The organism is Brevibacterium paucivorans (genome assembly GCF_016907735.1).
Lineage (GTDB): Bacteria > Actinomycetota > Actinomycetes > Actinomycetales > Brevibacteriaceae > Brevibacterium > Brevibacterium paucivorans.
Window position 1 is genome coordinate 2,223,884 of sequence record NZ_JAFBCP010000001.1, and the last position, 15,852, is coordinate 2,239,735.

A 15,852-nucleotide genomic window follows, 5' to 3' on the forward strand; every position below is an offset into this window, starting at 1 on the left:
TCACACAAGGAGAACCCCATGGCACATGTAAACCCGGAAAACGTTAACGCAGAACAAGCGATTGAAGCCCTCAATGTTGCGGGCAAGGCGCGCAAATCATTCGACTCCGCCAACAACCTGCCACTTGCTGGGCTGTTGATTTCTACTGGAGCAACAGCGGCCATGATTCCACTCTTGGTGGCTGTGAGCGAAGGATTCCCAGTCATCGGGTTCATCTTCGCAATGGCGTTTATGATCCCCGGGTTCACCGTGTACACGCGCGCCCGGTCGTGGTCAAAGACTGATTCGCCTATCTTCTTCTCGGTCTTTGGTGGTCAGCTGCTGGGATTCCTGGCAGGAATCATCGGTTGGGGTGCGGGTGCACCTCCGGTCGTCTTGTATATCGGAGCTGCAGTTTCGCTGGTCGCCACAACAGTAGGAATGCTGGCGCTGATGAAACGAGGTAAGTAATGACGACGCACGCACTTGAACAGTTGTCGCCGCTGCTGTCCAACCCCACGCGCCTCGCTTTGGTCGCAGGCTTGGAAGGATGCGTGAGGTCGGACTTTCAAACGGTCAAAGAGCAACTGTCCGTCACCGACTCGACCCTGTCAAAGCACATCACTGCACTCGAGAAAGAGGGTCTGGTGAACGTCAAGAAGGGCTTCGTGGGAAAGAAGCCAAAGACCAGTCTGTCGCTGAGCAAAAAGGGTCGCGAGGTGTTCGAAGCGCACATGCAAGGGCTTAAGGAAATCGCCGGCATGTCATTCGATCAGGGTGAATAGGGTGAAACAAAATGTGGCCCGGACTCAAGGCCGGGCCACATTTTCGTCTGTGCTGAGAAGGGAGCTCTTAGAGAGCGTTGACCTTCTGAGCCAGCTTCGACTTGCGGTTAGCAGCGTTCCGCTTGTGCAGGACACCCTTGGAAACTGCCTTGTCCAGCTTGCGGGTAGCAGCAGCGAAAGCAGCCTGTGCTTCTTCAGCGTTTCCGGCTTCGATCTGTTCGCGGACCTTGCGGATCGCGGACTTCACTTCCGAACGCACTGCTACGTTGCGCAAACGAGCCTTTTCGTTGGTGCGGTTGCGCTTGATCTGAGACTTAATGTTTGCCAATTCAACACTCTTCTGTCGAAACGTTCATGGTCGTGAGGGCTCTTGAACCGGCTTGAAAACTGCGGGGAAACACAGAGTTCACTAACGGCTCAAGCGTGTGAACACCCGACCTGGGCGAGACACACGCCCTGGTGAACACACAGCGTGAAACTTTACACTATTTACTCCACGGCATCAACGACACGCGAAAACATGCTCATGGGCATGATGGCACCTTCGCGTCGGACATCGCGGGCGTCAATGCGAATGACGCGATCTAACCGTATTTCAGAGGGTCGCTTCTGCTTGTCCCAATCGCCAGTGCCCACGTTGATGTAGCGACTGCCGTGTTCGGATTCGCGCACTTCACCAACGCCGCCGGGTATGTTGTCTTTGCTGGTGAGCATGAGCCCCAGGAGCCATTTGTTGTCGCGCCCAATAATGAGCACGGGGCGGTCTTTACCCTTCTTGTGGTCCTCTTCGTACGGCACCCAGCCCCACACGATTTCCCCTGGGTCGGCGTCGCCGTCGAGGTCGGGCGAGTAGAGGGGTTTGATGGAGCCCGTGTAGTCGCCGGGGTATCCGCCGTCGGGCTGTTTTGGGAAGCGTTGTTTGGGGCGGTCACGCTTTGCCTTGCGGCTGGCAGTGTAGTCTCCGCTCTTGCGGCCCGAGGTGGTTGCCGGCTTACGCTCGGGAGCCGGTGGCTGTTCCTGTTTGGGTGGATCGGACTTTTGCCCTAGCAGATCGCTGAGGAGATCGGAGTTCTTAGGGTCGCTCAGTTGCCGAGCTGCAAACCTAATACCTGTTCGAATGCTTGACTGCACGTGTCGCCGGGCGAATGACTTGAAGTCCATGGCTTCAAGCCTACTAGGCCACCGGTTTCTTCGCAGTTGATGGACATGAGACAATGAGTAATTGGTCCACTTTCGTCAGGTGGATGTTTTCGCTGTAAAGAAAAGGACGTTTTGCATGCCCAAGGTGAGCGATTCACGATCAATTACGGTTGCCTCGACCGCGCCGGAGCAGTTGCGCAACTTTTGCATCATCGCCCACATCGACCACGGCAAATCAACACTTGCTGACCGGATGCTACAGATCACGGGTGCTGTTGAACCGCGTGACATGCGCGCCCAGTACCTGGACCGCATGGACATTGAGCGGGAACGCGGTATCACGATTAAGAGCCAGGCCGTGCGTATGCAGTGGGAAGTCGACGGAACCCCGTATGCGCTCAACATGATCGACACACCCGGCCACGTGGACTTCACATACGAAGTGTCGCGTTCACTGGCCGCATGTGAAGGCGCGCTCCTGTTGGTGGACTCGGCGCAGGGTATCGAAGCGCAAACACTGGCCAACCTGTACTTGGCAATTGAGAACGACCTCACCATTATCCCGGTACTGAACAAAATTGACCTGCCTGCCGCAAACCCCGACAAGTACGCGCAAGAACTCGCGAACCTCATCGGCTGCGAACCAGAGGACTGTCTGCGTGTCTCCGGTAAGACCGGCGAAGGTGTTGAAGCGGTCCTCGACCGGATTGTGCAGGACATACCCGAGCCTGTTGGCGAAAAGGACGCTCCTGCGCGCGCCATGATTTTCGACTCGGTCTACGACACCTACCGAGGTGTCGTGACCTATGTGCGTGTGGTGGACGGAAAGCTCGAACCACGCGAAAAGATCGAAATGATCTCCACGCACGCAACCCACGAAGTCCTCGAGATTGGGGTGTCGAGCCCTGAACCCGTGGCCTCTAACGGGCTCGGTGTGGGTGAAGTGGGGTACATCATCACGGGTGTGAAGGATGTGCGTCAGTCCAAGGTGGGTGACACCGTGACGTCTGCGCGCAAACCTGCTGACGAGCCGCTCGCTGGTTACCGTGACCCTAAACCCATGGTGTTTTCCGGTCTGTTCCCCATTGACGGATCGGATTACCCCAATCTGCGTGAAGCACTCGACAAGCTTAAACTCAACGACGCCGCGTTGACCTACGAGCCGGAAACCTCGGCAGCTTTGGGCTTTGGTTTCCGTTGCGGATTCTTGGGCCTTCTGCACCTGGAAATCGTTCGCGAACGTCTAGAACGCGAATTCGACCTCGACCTCATCTCGACTGCCCCTTCGGTGGTGTACGGCGTGACCATGGAGGACGGTTCACAGCACACCGTGACCAACCCCAGCGAGTACCCGGAAGGGAAGATTAAAGAGGTCCTTGAGCCCATGGTGCGAGCCACGATCCTCACCCCCTCGGAGTTTGTGGGTGCGGTCATGGAGCTGTGCCAGACCAAGCGTGGGCAGATGCAGGGAATGGATTACCTGTCTGAGGACCGCGTAGAGATTCGCTACCGCATGCCACTCGCGGAAATCGTGTTCGACTTCTTTGACTCGTTGAAGTCCCGCACCAAGGGGTACGCGTCCCTCGACTATGACAACGACGGCGAACAGGCATCGGCACTGGTGAAGGTGGACATTCTGCTTCACGGTGACAAAGTGGACGCATTCTCGGCGATCGTCCACAAGGACAAGGCGTACAACTACGGTGTGCTCATGGCTTCCAAGCTTAAGGACTTGATCCCGCGCCAGCAGTTCGAAGTGCCCATCCAGGCGGCAGTCGGATCGCGCATTATTGCGCGTGAGACGATCCGTGCGATTCGCAAGGACGTTCTATCCAAGTGTTACGGCGGTGACATCAGCCGTAAACGCAAGCTTCTGGAGAAGCAAAAAGAGGGTAAGAAGCGCATGAAGATGGTGGGCTCGGTTGAGGTGCCACAGGAAGCGTTCATCGCGGCTTTGAGCTCTGACGACTCCAAAGCTGAAAAGAAGAACTAAGTGCCTGCACAACCCCAGGGCGACGTTCCACCGCTCGACGGTTCGTTGCCTGACTCGGCGCTCGACTCATCTGGAACGTTAGCGGCGTACGTTCACGTCCCGTATTGCCGAGTGCGGTGCGGGTACTGCGATTTCAACACGTACACGGCAACCGAGCTTGGAGAAGGGGCCAACCGCGAGGACTACCCGGACCAGATTGCTTCCGAGATCGACCTGGCGACCCGAGTATTGGGTGAACCGCGCGCGTTGAATACGGTGTTCTTTGGCGGAGGTACCCCCACGTTGTTGCCCGCGTCCGTTCTAGGGAGCGTGCTGTCGCGCCTGAAATCGGTGTTCGGGGTGGTAACCGGCGCCGAGGTGACGACCGAGGCGAACCCCGATACCTTGAGTCCGGAGTATGTGGGTGAGTTGGCTCGTTCTGGGTTCACGCGTGTGTCGGTGGGTATGCAGTCGGCAGTAGGGCACGTGTTACAGACCTTGGATCGGACGCATGACCCGGACCGCATTCCCGAGGTCGTCGCTTGGGTCAAGGACGCCGGCCTGCAAGTGAGCCTGGACCTCATTTATGGCACACCGGGGGAGTCGTTAGACGATTGGAAACGTAGCGTCGACGTCGCACTCGGGTGCGAGCCCGACCATATTTCGGCGTACTCCCTGATCGTTGAGCCGGGAACCAAAATGGGTGCTCAGGTCAGGCGAGGCGAGCTACCGATGCCCGATGAGGACGACTTGGCTGATAAATACGAATGGGCCAATTCCGCGTTTACCTCGGCCGGGCTGAACTGGTACGAGGTCTCCAACTGGTCGCGAACCGTCGACACTCGTTGCGAACACAACATGAGTTATTGGACAGGCGACGACTGGTGGGGTTTTGGGCCAGGCGCCCACTCACACATCGGCGGCGTTCGCTTTTGGAACGCAAAACACCCCCGTGCATGGGCAGGCCGGCTGGCACACGGGCATTCCCCAGCAGTTGGCCGAGAAGTGTTAGACGCTCCTACCCGGGAAGTCGAAAGGATTCTGCTGTTAGCGCGTGTGCGCGACGGTCTGACGCTCGACTCCTTACCGCACGATGCTCACAGCCTCATTGAACGGTTCGTGCGCATGGGGTACTTGCACGATGACAGCACCTATTTTTCGCCCACGCTTTCCGGTCGCCTCATGGTTGATTACATGGTGCGTGAACTCGTAGAGACGTTAGATACGTAAAGCGCCTGTACACCCTAAACGGTGTACAGGCGCTGAATCTGCAATACCTATTGCTTACTTGAAGATCGGGATGGCTACAGGAATCTTGTAGCCCTGGCCGTCCTTGGCTTTCAGAAGTGCCAGCAGTTCAAAGACCAGTGAGCCAATGAAGATCAGCGGTGTGAGGAACCCTCCAATTGCGATGAACGACAAAATTCCAGCGACGAAGTGCGCGAGCAACACCGTGATTTGGAAGTTGAGGGACTGCGCTGCGTGGTGACGCACAAACGGTGATTCGTCCTTCTTGATCACGTACAGGATTGCAGGTCCGACTACGCAGGTGAGGATTCCCAAGATGTGTACTAGGAGTCCCATGGTGCGGTCGTCATTGCTGGAGTTCCAGTAGGATTCGGATCCTGGTCCGTATGCGTTTTCGGGTAGCTCGGCATCCGCAGGCTGAGCCTGTGGGTATGGCTGACCCTGCTCGGTGTTCCCGTATGGCTGGCTCTGCCCAGTGTTTCCGTACTGCGGCGCACTCTGGTTCGCGCTCTCGTATTTGGGCTGTTCGTACTTTGGCTGCTGTTTTGGCTCGCCGTACGCGTCGCCATTCGCAGGAGCGTCTGCCGACTTGGGAGCTTCAGGAGCCTTAGGGGCTTCCGGAGCCTCGGCGTTGGGGTTGTTGGAGGCAGGCGATGACCCGAAACCTCCTGTTGGGTTCGAACCGAAGCTCGGTGGGCCGTCAGATCCGTGGGGATTCGTCATTTTTCTCCTAGAGGATGAAAACGTTCTCTGTCTCAGTATCTACTTTATGTGCACGAATGTGAAGAAAGCCGTAAGGGAATCCTGCTATGTGTGTAATGAATCCCCTACTGCTCAAGGGTCAACGGTGACAAAGTCGATGAGTTCTTCAACTCGACCCGACAGTGAGTGGTCCAGGTCGGCGATCGTGTTGACGCGCGACAGGATATGCGCCCACGCGCGCCCAGTGTCGCCTGGTTCGGTGTGGGGCCACCCCAGCCTGCGGCACACGCCTGTTTTCCAGTCCTCCCCGCGTGGCACGGTAGGCCATTCCTGAATGCCCACGCACTGTGGTTTCACGGCTTGCCAAATGTCGATGAATGAGTGCCCAATCACGTGAACGACCGGACCAAACCGTTCCTGCACGCGTTGAGCGATGCGGGTTTCCTTTGACCCAGACACGATGTGGTCGGCCAGAACGCCCACGCGATGCGAAGAGTCGGGTTGGAACTGTGCCAGTTTCTCTTCGAGGTCGTCCAGCCCGCCCAGTTCTTCGACGACCACGCCTTCGATACGCAGGTCGTCGCCCCAGATTTTCTCGACGAGTTGTGCGTCGTGTTTTCCTTCGACCCAGATACGGGAGCCGCGTGCCACGCGGGCGCGGGCGCCGGGAACGGCTACGGACCCCGAGGCGGTTCGCTGCGGGCGGGTAGGTGCAGTGGCCGTGGGGCGGGTGAGTTCGACTGGTTTGCCGTCGATCCAGAATCCTGGGCCCAGCGGGAAGCTTTGCACGTGACCGTTGCGGTCTTCGAGCCGTACTGCGAATCCGCCGGGGGCTTTTTCGATTCCCAGAATTGCGCCAACGAACCCGGTGCTCACTTCTTCAACGACCAGGCCACGTTGAGCCGGGACTTTCCGAGAGGTAGGGCGCCGGTGGGATCGTGGCCCGCCGGATAACACGTCTGATCCGTAGTTCATCACCCCATTACCCTAGAGGGCGTTTGGTTCCGCTGTCACCCCGGCGTAGAATTGGCACTCGACGACCTAGAGTGCCAGTGGAGGGGGATTCGTGAACGACGATCGGCGAAGTCGTGTCTTGCGCGCAATCGTCGAAGACTACGTTGCGACCAAGGAACCCGTGGGCTCCAAAGCGCTGGTGGAGCGCCACAGCTTGGGTGTTTCACCCGCCACGATTCGCAACGACATGGCCGCGTTAGAGGCACAGGGTCTCATCGCTCAACCGCACACGTCTGCCGGCCGCATTCCCACAGACAAGGGCTACCGCAAGTTCGTTGACACGATTGACGAAATCAAGCCACTTTCGGTTGCTGAGCGTCGTGCGATCTCGCGGATTCTGTCCCACCCCGTCGACATTGAAGACATGCTGGAGCGCACCGTGCGCTTGTTGGCCGACCTTACTTCGCAGGTCGCTGTCATCCAGTATCCGGTGCGTTCGCGCGAAAAGTTTCGACACCTCGAGCTCGTGGACTTAGGTGCCAACCGCCTGCTGGTCGTTTTCATCACCGACTCCGGTCAGGTGGATCAGCGCATCGTGGAGATGCGCACGGGCATCGACGAGTTTGAACTGGGCACCTTGCGCACCCTGTTTAACAGCGTGTTGGACGGGCGGGCGCTCGACGATGTGGCACCAGCCCTGCGGGTTCTGGACGTCCCCGCAACGCTGGCTGCCCCTGCGGCAACCGTCGCCGAGGTCGTTGCCGAGTTGGCCTCGGGACGCAGGCAAGAGCGGTTGGTGATGGCGGGAACGGCCAACCTGGCACGCTCCTCGGGCGGGATCTACGAACACGTAGCCCCGCTCCTTGAGGCGTTCGAAGAACAGGTGGTTCTGCTCAAGCTCCTCGCCCACATGAGTGCCGATGGAGTCAGTGTGAGCATTGGGCACGAAAACCCGGAGTCCCTGGCAACCACCTCGGTCATTGCAAGCAACTACGGAACTGAGGATTCCCGCGCCTCCCTGGCCGTGCTGGGACCCACCCGCATGGACTATCCCACCACGATTGCGGCCGTGCGCGCGGTTTCGCGCTACATTACGGTCATTTTGGACAAGTAGATTTTTCAACCCACAACTAGATGAGGACACACGTGAGCGATCACTACGAAACCCTGGGTGTTGCCCGCGACGCGAGTGCTGAGGAAATTAAGAAGGCCTACCGCAAGCTCGCACGTAAGTACCACCCGGACGTCAACCCCGGCCACGACGACGAGTTCAAAGCGGTATCGGTTGCCTATGAAGTCCTGTCTGACCCGCAGAAGCGACGCAACTACGACGCCGGTGGTGGCGAATACGGCCAGCCGGGAGCGTCGGGGTTCGGTGGCTTCTCGGACCTGTTCGACGCATTCTTTGGCGGTGGGGCCGGTGCCCAGCCAGGGCCGGCGTCGCGCAAACGCCCAGGTCGCGATGCGCTGGTGGGCGTGTCGATCGACTTGAAGACCGCAGTGTTCGGTGGAACGGAAGACGTTTCGGTAGTGACCGCCAAACTGTGCGACACGTGCCACGGAGACGGAACCCGCCCCGGGACTTCGCCACAGACCTGTTCGCTGTGTAACGGACAAGGTTCCGTGCAGCGGATGACCCGCACGCTCATGGGGCAGATGGTCACCAACCAGCCATGTAACAACTGTGGTGGTTACGGAACCATCATCGCCGACCCATGCCAGTCATGTAACGGCGACGGTCGCGTGCGTGCCGAAGAGACCTTGTCGGTCAAGATCCCAGCCGGTGTGAAGGACGGAACCCGCATTCTGCTGTCCGGTCGCGGTGAAGTAGGACCCGGTGGGGGTCCCGCTGGCGACCTGCACCTCGAAGTGGCCATCCGCGAACACCCCGTCTTTACCCGCGACGGCGACGACCTGCGTGCCACGGTCACGATTCCGATGACCGCAGCAGCCCTGGGAACCACCATTAGTCTTGAGACGTTTGACGGTGAACGCGAACTTGAAATCGCGCCGGGAACGCAGGTGGGAACCACCGAGACCCTGGCTGGTTTGGGCGTGGGGCGGCTGCGTCGCTCGTCCCGCGGTGACCTGCTGGTGACCATCAACGTTGAAGTGCCGTCCAAGCTCGATGCGAAACAGCGCGAACTTCTGGAACAGCTCGCCACCATGCGCGGTGAAACCAACCCGGACGTCAAACTGGGCAACACCCACCGCGGACCGTTCAGTCGTCTACGCGACCGGTTTAACCTGTGACACTTCCGGTTTTTCTCACGGAGACACCCTTGGCGGGTGCCAGCGGGACCATCACGGTGGGTCCCGAGGTCGCCGGCCACGCAGTGCGTGTGCGCCGCATGGGTGCGGGAGAAGAACTCGAACTCATCGACGGCACTGGGGTGCGCCTCCGGGGGACAATTCAGGAGGGCACCTCGGAGTCCCTGACGCTTAGCGTCACGGACGTGACGGAGGAACCCCAGCAACGACCTCGGCTGGTTCTTGTGCAAGCCCTAGCCAAGAACGACCGGGACATTCAAGCGATCGAAGCCGCCACCGAAGTAGGCGTGGATACGGTGATCCCGTGGGCCGCGCAACGGAGCATTGCAGACTGGCCGGCCAAAAAGGCTCACAAGATGGCTGCTAAGTGGGCCAACGTCCTCACCGCCGCCACGCTGCAGGCCCGGCGGGCCCGCGTGCCCGAACTGGGTGAGCTCATTCGGGGAACCGCTGTTACGCAACTCGTGACCCCCACATCACGTGTGATCGTCCTGGACGAAACCGAATCCAGCGGGCTGACGGAAGCGGTGAACGACCTCGGGGAGGGGAGCACTACCCGGGGGGACATCGATGAGATCGTGGTGATCGTGGGGCCCGAAGGCGGTATCACGCCTGCCGAGGTTGACGCGCTCGTGTCGGCGGGCGCCCGGACGGCTGTTTTGGGGCCTACCATTTTGCGGGCTTCTACGGCGGGTCCTGTCGCGCTGGCGATTGTGCAGACGTTGTTGGGGCGTTGGAAGTAGCCCGGGCTAGACTGGTGATAGCTCAACGAAAGGAAACACTCTGGAAACCGCACCCACTGTGCAGCTGACCATTCCCGATTCGATTGACCCCGTTGCACTTCTTGGCCCGGCCGATTCCAATCTCAAAACGCTCGAACGTCTAGAGCCTTCAGTCGACATTCTGGCGCGTGACCGGGGGCTGAGAATTCGCGGGCCGCAGGAAAACGTCGATGCGGTTGTCAAAACCGTGGGGCAGCTCAAGCGGTTAGTGGCTGCAGGGCAGCAGGTGACGTCCGGCACGGTTGAGCAAGTCCACGGCATGGAGCACGCCGAACCTGCGCAAGTACTTACGGACAACGTGGTGTCACACCGCGGGCGCACGGTCCGACCAAAGACGTTTGGCCAGCACGAATACGTCAACGCGATCCGTAAGCACACCATCACGTTTGGAATTGGTCCCGCGGGTACCGGAAAGACGTATTTGGCCATGGCCATGGCGGTGAATGCCCTGAGCCGAGGTGACGTCAAGCGCATCATTTTGACGCGCCCGGCCGTGGAAGCAGGGGAGAAGCTAGGGTTCTTGCCGGGGACGCTGGACGAAAAGATCGACCCGTATGTGCGCCCGTTGTACGACGCGCTTCACGACATGGTCGAACCCGAACGCATCAAAGGGTTATTAGAGTCGGGGATTATCGAAGTGGCACCGCTTGCGTACATGCGTGGGCGCACCCTTAACGACGCGTTCATTATTCTGGACGAAGCCCAGAACACCACACCTGAACAGATGAAGATGTTCCTCACACGTTTGGGCTTCCAATCACGCATGGTGGTGACCGGTGACATCAGCCAGATCGATTTGCCGGGATCGACCCCCAGCGGTCTGCGCATTGTGGCCAACATCCTCAAGGACGTCGACGACATCTGTTTCTTCAACCTCACGAGTAAAGACGTTGTCAGGCACCCGCTGGTAAGCAAGATCGTTGACGCGTATGACTCGCAGTCTGGTGGTGGGGCATGAGTATCGAACTGGGTAACGAAACCGAACATCAGGTTGATCTGGAACGGGTTCACGAGTGCGCCCGGTTCGCTCTGGACACGTTGAACGTTCACCCGGCCGTAGAGTTGTCCATCCGGTTTATCAGCGACGACGTCATGAGCGAACTCCACGACACGTGGATGGGGCTTCCCGGAACAACAGATGTCATGTCCTTTCCCATGGACGAACTCAAACCCGGACACGACGAACCGGGGGTGCTGGGTGACATTGTGATCAGCCCTTCGGTGGCAACAGAACAAGCCACCGCAGCGGGTCATTCCATGAGCGATGAAATTTACCTGCTCACGGTGCACGGAATCTTGCACCTGCTGGGGTACGACCACCATGAACCAGATGAGAAAGAAGAGATGTTCGCTCTTCAACGCAAGCTTCTGCTCATGTGGTTCGCCCAGATAGAACCCGGTCGCACACACGTTCCCGAACCCACAGAAGAGTAAACAGTGGACGTCTTTATCTATTTCGCGGTAGCGGTGGTGTGCGTTCTGCTCGCATCGGTTCTTGCCGCTGCCGACTCTGCTTTCAGCGTGGTATCGCACCACGAAATCCACGACGCCGCTGAAGACGGTGCGCGCGGTGGCGAACGCGCATTGAAGATCGTGCGTGAACTGCCCACACACATCAACGTGATCACGTTTGTGCGCCAACTCTTCGAAGCCAACGCAGTGGTGTTCATCGTGTGGGGGTATGTCGAAGTCTTAGGCGCCAACTGGAAAAGCCTACTGGCAGCCGCAGTGACCGGAAGTGTTGCCATCTTCGTCATCGCAGGGGTATCTCCACGCACCATTGGTCGACGCCGGTCACTGCCCGTGGCCCTGGCGCTCGCAGGCCCAGTGGCCGGTCTGCGCACCATGCTTGGCCCGCTTGCCCGCGTCCTGGTTTGGCTGGGCAACATGCTCACCCCGGACAGGGTGTACCGCGACGGTCCCTTTGTGACACAAGAACAGCTCCGCGACCTGGTCGAACGGGCCAGCGCTGGAAACATCATCGAAGATGACGAACGCGACATGATCGAACGCATCTTCACCTTGAGCGACACACGCACGTACAAGGTCATGGTGCCGCGCACGGACGTGGTCACCATCGACACGACCGACACTTTAGGTGAGTCGTTGTCCTTGTTCTTCCGCTCTGGGTTTAGTCGCATTCCGGTGGTGAACGGCGACATCGACGAAATGATTGGGGTCCTGTACCTCAAAGACGTGTCGCGCAAGCTGTACCAGGCGCCCGAAGAAGCGAACACTCATGCGGGGGAGCTCGCCCGTACTGTTCCATACGTCCCTGAAACCAAACCTGTCGCCGACCTGTTGCGCGAAATGCAACACGAAGCTACGCACGTCGCCGTTGTCATCGACGAATACGGTGGAACCGCGGGCATCATCACGATTGAAGACATCGTGGAAGAAATCGTGGGCGAGATCGCCGACGAATACGACTCCGAAGACGACGAGATCGTCGAAATCGAGCCGGGCGTGTACCGTGTGGATACACGCATGCTCATTGACGACCTCGCCGAATTCTTCGACGTCCGAATTGACGAAGACGACGTGAGCTCGGTAGGTGGGCTCTTGACCACCTTGATTGGCAAAGTGCCCATTGAAGGGTCGCGCGCAGAATGTGCGGGCTTAAGTATCGAAGCCGAACCTGGGCAGGGTCGACGCCACCGCGTCCACCATGTGATTGTGAAAAGAATTGAGGAGCCAGATGAGCCTGTTTCGTGAAGTGCCCAGTGGGTTTCGTGCCGGGTTCGCATGCTTTGTGGGCCGTCCCAATACGGGAAAGTCCACGCTGACGAATGCGCTTGTGGGAACCAAAGTGGCCATTACGTCCAACAAGCCACAGACTACCCGCCACACGATCCGCGGGGTTGTCCACCGGGACGATCACCAGCTGATCGTCGTGGACACGCCTGGGCTCCACCGACCTCGGACGCTTTTGGGGTCCCGCCTCAACGACTTGGTGGCGTCTACGCTCGCTGAAGTTGATGTGATTGGTTTTTGCCTGCCGGCTAACGAAAAAATTGGGCCGGGGGACCGGTACATCGCCGAACAGCTGGAGATGATCGCGCGCAAGACCCCCGTGGTTGCGATCGTGACGAAAACCGACACCGTGCCCAAGGGGCAGGTGGTAGAGGCACTGACCGCTGTGAATGAGTTGGGGGACTTCGCCGAGGTCGTTCCAGTGTCCGCGGTCGACGGCTTCCAAGTGGATACGGTGGATCAGGTTTTGGCACAGTACTTGCCGGAAAGCCCGCCTCTGTACCCGGACGGCGATATCACTGACGAGCCTGAGTCTGTGCTGATTGCTGAGCTCGTGCGTGAGGCTGCGTTAGAGGGAATCCGCGAAGAATTGCCCCACTCTTTGGCCGTTCAAGTTGAGGAGATGATTCAACGAGAAGACCGGCCAGAGGACAAGCCTCTTGTGGATGTACACGTCAACCTGTACGTGGAACGTGACAGTCAGAAGGCCATCATTATTGGGCGGAAAGGTGCTCGGCTCAAACAGATCGGTTCACAGGCCCGGCAGGGAATTGAAGCGCTCTTGGGAACTCCCGTGTTCTTAAGCCTCCACGTCAAGGTCGCTAAAGACTGGCAACGCGATCCCAAGGCGCTGGGGCGCTTAGGCTTTGACTTTTCGTAGGCACGGATAGACTTAGCCATTGTGACTTCAGTACACCTCGTAGATCGTTCTCCAAGTATCAGCCCCGACGAACTGATCGCCCAGTTGGTTCCACCACCACACTTTCAAGACGTGTCGTTTGAGTCCTATAAACCGGACCCCACGCAACCGTCACAGGGCAAAGCGCGTGATGCGTTGCGGGAATTCACTGACAAGAGCACCAAGAAGAGCTTCTTCAAGAAAATGCTGGGGAAGTCGGAAAGCTCGGCCCGTGGTCTGTACCTGGACGGTGGCTACGGTGTGGGTAAAACGCACCTTTTGGCTTCAGCGTGGCACCGGTCAGAAAAACCGGCCGCGTTTGGAACCTTTGTCGAGTACACCAACCTCATTGGAGCTTTAGGGTTCAAACAGGCGGCGGCCGATCTCTCGCAATCCAAACTTGTGTGTGTCGACGAGTTTGAACTCGATGACCCGGGCGACACGGTCATGATGAGCCGACTCATGCGGGAACTGACCGACGCGGGTGTGAAAATTGTTGCCACCTCCAACACCTTGCCGGGAGCTCTGGGGCAAGGGCGCTTCGCCGCACAAGATTTCTTGCGTGAAATCCAAGCCCTGGCCGATCAGTTTGAGGTGCTGAGCATCGACGGGGACGACTACCGTCACCGCGGGATTCCTAACCCTCCCGAGCCTGTGTCGAACGACGAGCTGCAAGCCGTAGCCGAGCGCTTCGAAGGCACGATCGCGTGTGACGAGTTCGATCAGCTTATGGAGCACCTGCCACGCGTTCACCCGTCGCGGTACCGCCTGCTCCTAGACGACATTGACGCCGTTGCGTGGCAAGACGTACACACGATTGAAAACGAAAATGTTGCGTTGCGCTTTGTTGCTCTTGTCGACCGCATGTACGACCGCGGTGTGGCGATCCACAATTCGGGAGTGCGCCTCGACAAAATTTTTACCGAAGACATGCTGGGTGGGGGATACCGCAAGAAGTACATGCGGTGTTTGTCACGGTTGACCGCTCTGGCAACAGGTGAGGAACGATGAAGCTCAACGACGGACCCATTGTCGAACCAGCCCACAGTGTTGAACCAGCGCTTTCACCCAAGCTCGCAGACGAAGTCGACCAGGCCTCGCCCGCTGAACTCGTCCAAATGTTGCGGTGGAAACGCGGCGCGTCTTTCGACTCTGTTGACCCCACGGCTAAACCCGGGTTCAGCGGAAACAAAGACCAAGGGAAAACGGCCCGAGGCGCCGACAGCGAGGTCTTGAACGATCTGCAGGAACGGTTGTACGCGAATGCGAAAACCGGGAATGAGCGCAGTTTGCTCATTGTCATTCAAGGACGCGACACTGCCGGCAAAGGCGGAATCGTCAACCACGTTGCTGGAGTCTTGAGCCCGCACGGCGTGTCAATTGCATCATTTGGTGTTCCAACCGAAGAAGAAAAGCAACATCACTTCCTGTGGAGGATCAAGAAGAAGCTCCCGGCGCACGGCCAAATTGGAGTTTTTGATCGCTCCCACTACGAAGACATTCTGGCGGTGCGCATGCATAACCTGGCTCCTGAGTCCGTGTGGCGCGGTCGCTACGAAGAGATCCGCCAGTTTGAACAGGACTTAGTGAAATCGGGAACAGCCGTGGTCAAAATCATGCTGACGGTATCCCAAGAAGAGCAGTACGAGCGTCTCTCGAAACGCTTGAGTCGCGAAGACAAACTGTGGAAGTACTCTCCTGGCGACGTCGATGACAGGTTGCGCTGGTATGACTACTCGCAAGCGTTCTCCGATGTCATGGACGAAACGGACTCGAACGACACCCCGTGGTATGTGGTTCCCGCCGACCGCAAGTGGTACGCGCGCTGGGCAGTGACGCGGATAATGATTCACCACTTGCTGGGCATGAACGTGGCGTGGCCACCGCCGGAATTTGATGTGGAGACCGAACGTGCGCGCTTAGAAGAAGCGCGCGAAATCAATCCCGCTGAACCACAGGACGCATAGCACTGCAAACGTCACGCACAGAAACGTGACGAGCCCGATTGCGGCTCCAACTGACCAGTGAGAGCGTCTGATGAAAAGCGTCCACGCGTGCAACTTTTTTCGCGCCCACATGAGCAACCGGTGTGCCCAATGAAACTCCGACGCGACGACGGCAACTCCGAACAGGACGATTAACCATCCCGGCCCGGGGAGCGGCACTAGAACGAGCCCCACAGCAATCACAATTGCGCCGATCAATCCAACTGTCCACTTGTAGAACGCTTCCGTGGTGGGGTGGGCAGCAATTGACCGTCTCCAACGCAAGTAGCTCAAATGGCTCGTACGAATCCAGCGAGGGCGGTGCGCACGCGGCCGAGACTCATACGGTGATTCGTGTGTGTCGTCGCGTGTGCCGGGCATG

Annotated in this window: 18 protein-coding genes; 13 read left to right on the top strand and 5 right to left on the bottom strand. The window is 58.6% G+C overall.

Annotated features, from left to right (window positions below; all coding sequences use genetic code 11):
* Positions 1-18: 18 nt before the first annotated feature.
* Positions 19-450 carry a hypothetical protein gene (locus JOE56_RS10245; RefSeq protein WP_204515883.1) on the top strand — a complete coding sequence of 144 codons (432 nt, stop codon included), beginning with the start codon at positions 19-21 and terminating at the stop codon, positions 448-450.
* On the top strand, positions 450-764 hold the full coding sequence (locus JOE56_RS10250; RefSeq protein ID WP_204515884.1) for a winged helix-turn-helix domain-containing protein: 315 nt from the start codon (positions 450-452) through the stop codon (positions 762-764). The genes JOE56_RS10245 and JOE56_RS10250 overlap by 1 nt, the downstream gene beginning before the upstream one ends.
* A gap of 67 nt (positions 765-831) precedes the next feature.
* On the opposite strand, the gene rpsT is transcribed toward JOE56_RS10250, so the two are convergent.
* Positions 832-1,092, bottom strand: a complete 261-nt coding sequence (rpsT, locus tag JOE56_RS10255; RefSeq protein WP_102238159.1) for a 30S ribosomal protein S20 — start codon at positions 1,090-1,092, stop codon at positions 832-834.
* Positions 1,093-1,253: 161 nt separating this feature from the next.
* Positions 1,254-1,925, bottom strand: coding sequence for a type II toxin-antitoxin system PemK/MazF family toxin (locus JOE56_RS10260; protein ID WP_204515885.1), 672 nt, complete (start codon positions 1,923-1,925; stop codon positions 1,254-1,256).
* Between the two features lie 115 nt (positions 1,926-2,040).
* On the opposite strand from JOE56_RS10260, the gene lepA reads away from it, so the two are divergent.
* Together lepA and hemW are read left to right on the top strand one after the other, a co-directional pair.
* Entirely contained in the window at positions 2,041-3,897 is a 1,857-nt protein-coding gene (lepA, locus tag JOE56_RS10265) for a translation elongation factor 4 (RefSeq protein ID WP_204515886.1), read from the top strand.
* A complete protein-coding gene (gene hemW, locus JOE56_RS10270; RefSeq protein WP_204515887.1) occupies positions 3,898-5,106 on the top strand; it encodes a radical SAM family heme chaperone HemW in 1,209 nt (402 codons plus the stop codon).
* Positions 5,107-5,160: 54 nt separating this feature from the next.
* Here the strand turns inward: hemW and JOE56_RS10275 are convergent, their stop codons facing one another.
* Both JOE56_RS10275 and JOE56_RS10280 read right to left on the bottom strand, forming a co-directional pair.
* Positions 5,161-5,847 carry a DUF4870 domain-containing protein gene (locus tag JOE56_RS10275; protein WP_204515888.1) on the bottom strand — a complete coding sequence of 229 codons (687 nt, stop codon included), beginning with the start codon at positions 5,845-5,847 and terminating at the stop codon, positions 5,161-5,163.
* 111 nt (positions 5,848-5,958) lie between these two features.
* The gene (locus JOE56_RS10280; protein ID WP_204515889.1) at positions 5,959-6,801 is read right to left on the bottom strand and encodes a DUF3097 domain-containing protein; all 843 of its coding nucleotides are present in this window, start codon (positions 6,799-6,801) and stop codon (positions 5,959-5,961) included.
* 91 nt (positions 6,802-6,892) lie between these two features.
* Here JOE56_RS10280 and hrcA point away from each other — a divergent pair, with 91 nt between their 5' ends.
* Genes hrcA through JOE56_RS10325 form a run of 9 tightly spaced genes read left to right on the top strand, consistent with a single transcriptional unit; the run spans position 6,893 to position 15,452 of the window.
* Positions 6,893-7,894 (top strand): heat-inducible transcriptional repressor HrcA, encoded by a 1,002-nt coding sequence (hrcA, locus tag JOE56_RS10285; RefSeq protein WP_204515890.1) that lies wholly within the window; start codon positions 6,893-6,895, stop codon positions 7,892-7,894.
* Between the two features lie 32 nt (positions 7,895-7,926).
* Positions 7,927-9,033, top strand: coding sequence for a molecular chaperone DnaJ (gene dnaJ / locus JOE56_RS10290; protein WP_204515891.1), 1,107 nt, complete (start codon positions 7,927-7,929; stop codon positions 9,031-9,033).
* A complete protein-coding gene (locus tag JOE56_RS10295) occupies positions 9,030-9,794 on the top strand; it encodes a 16S rRNA (uracil(1498)-N(3))-methyltransferase (protein WP_204515892.1) in 765 nt (254 codons plus the stop codon). The genes dnaJ and JOE56_RS10295 overlap by 4 nt, the downstream gene beginning before the upstream one ends.
* Before the next feature lie 58 nt (positions 9,795-9,852).
* Positions 9,853-10,791 (top strand): PhoH family protein, encoded by a 939-nt coding sequence (locus JOE56_RS10300; protein ID WP_102238150.1) that lies wholly within the window; start codon positions 9,853-9,855, stop codon positions 10,789-10,791.
* Positions 10,788-11,267 carry an rRNA maturation RNase YbeY gene (gene ybeY / locus JOE56_RS10305; RefSeq protein ID WP_204515893.1) on the top strand — a complete coding sequence of 160 codons (480 nt, stop codon included), beginning with the start codon at positions 10,788-10,790 and terminating at the stop codon, positions 11,265-11,267. Before JOE56_RS10300 ends, ybeY begins: the two co-directional genes overlap by 4 nt.
* A 3-nt stretch (positions 11,268-11,270) precedes the next feature.
* Positions 11,271-12,548 (top strand): CNNM domain-containing protein, encoded by a 1,278-nt coding sequence (locus tag JOE56_RS10310; RefSeq protein WP_204515894.1) that lies wholly within the window; start codon positions 11,271-11,273, stop codon positions 12,546-12,548.
* Complete coding sequence (gene era, locus JOE56_RS10315) at positions 12,532-13,467, top strand: GTPase Era (protein WP_102238147.1); 936 nt, start codon at positions 12,532-12,534, stop codon at positions 13,465-13,467. The genes JOE56_RS10310 and era overlap by 17 nt, the downstream gene beginning before the upstream one ends.
* A 21-nt stretch (positions 13,468-13,488) precedes the next feature.
* Complete coding sequence (gene zapE / locus JOE56_RS10320; protein WP_204515895.1) at positions 13,489-14,496, top strand: cell division protein ZapE; 1,008 nt, start codon at positions 13,489-13,491, stop codon at positions 14,494-14,496.
* Positions 14,493-15,452: a PPK2 family polyphosphate kinase gene (locus JOE56_RS10325; protein WP_204515896.1), complete on the top strand. Its 960-nt coding sequence runs from the start codon at positions 14,493-14,495 to the stop codon at positions 15,450-15,452. Before zapE ends, JOE56_RS10325 begins: the two co-directional genes overlap by 4 nt.
* On the opposite strand, the gene JOE56_RS10330 is transcribed toward JOE56_RS10325, so the two are convergent.
* The gene (locus JOE56_RS10330) at positions 15,405-15,851 is read right to left on the bottom strand and encodes a PGPGW domain-containing protein (RefSeq protein ID WP_204515897.1); all 447 of its coding nucleotides are present in this window, start codon (positions 15,849-15,851) and stop codon (positions 15,405-15,407) included. The two genes, JOE56_RS10325 and JOE56_RS10330, sit on opposite strands and share 48 nt — an antisense overlap.
* Position 15,852: the final 1 nt, after the last annotated feature.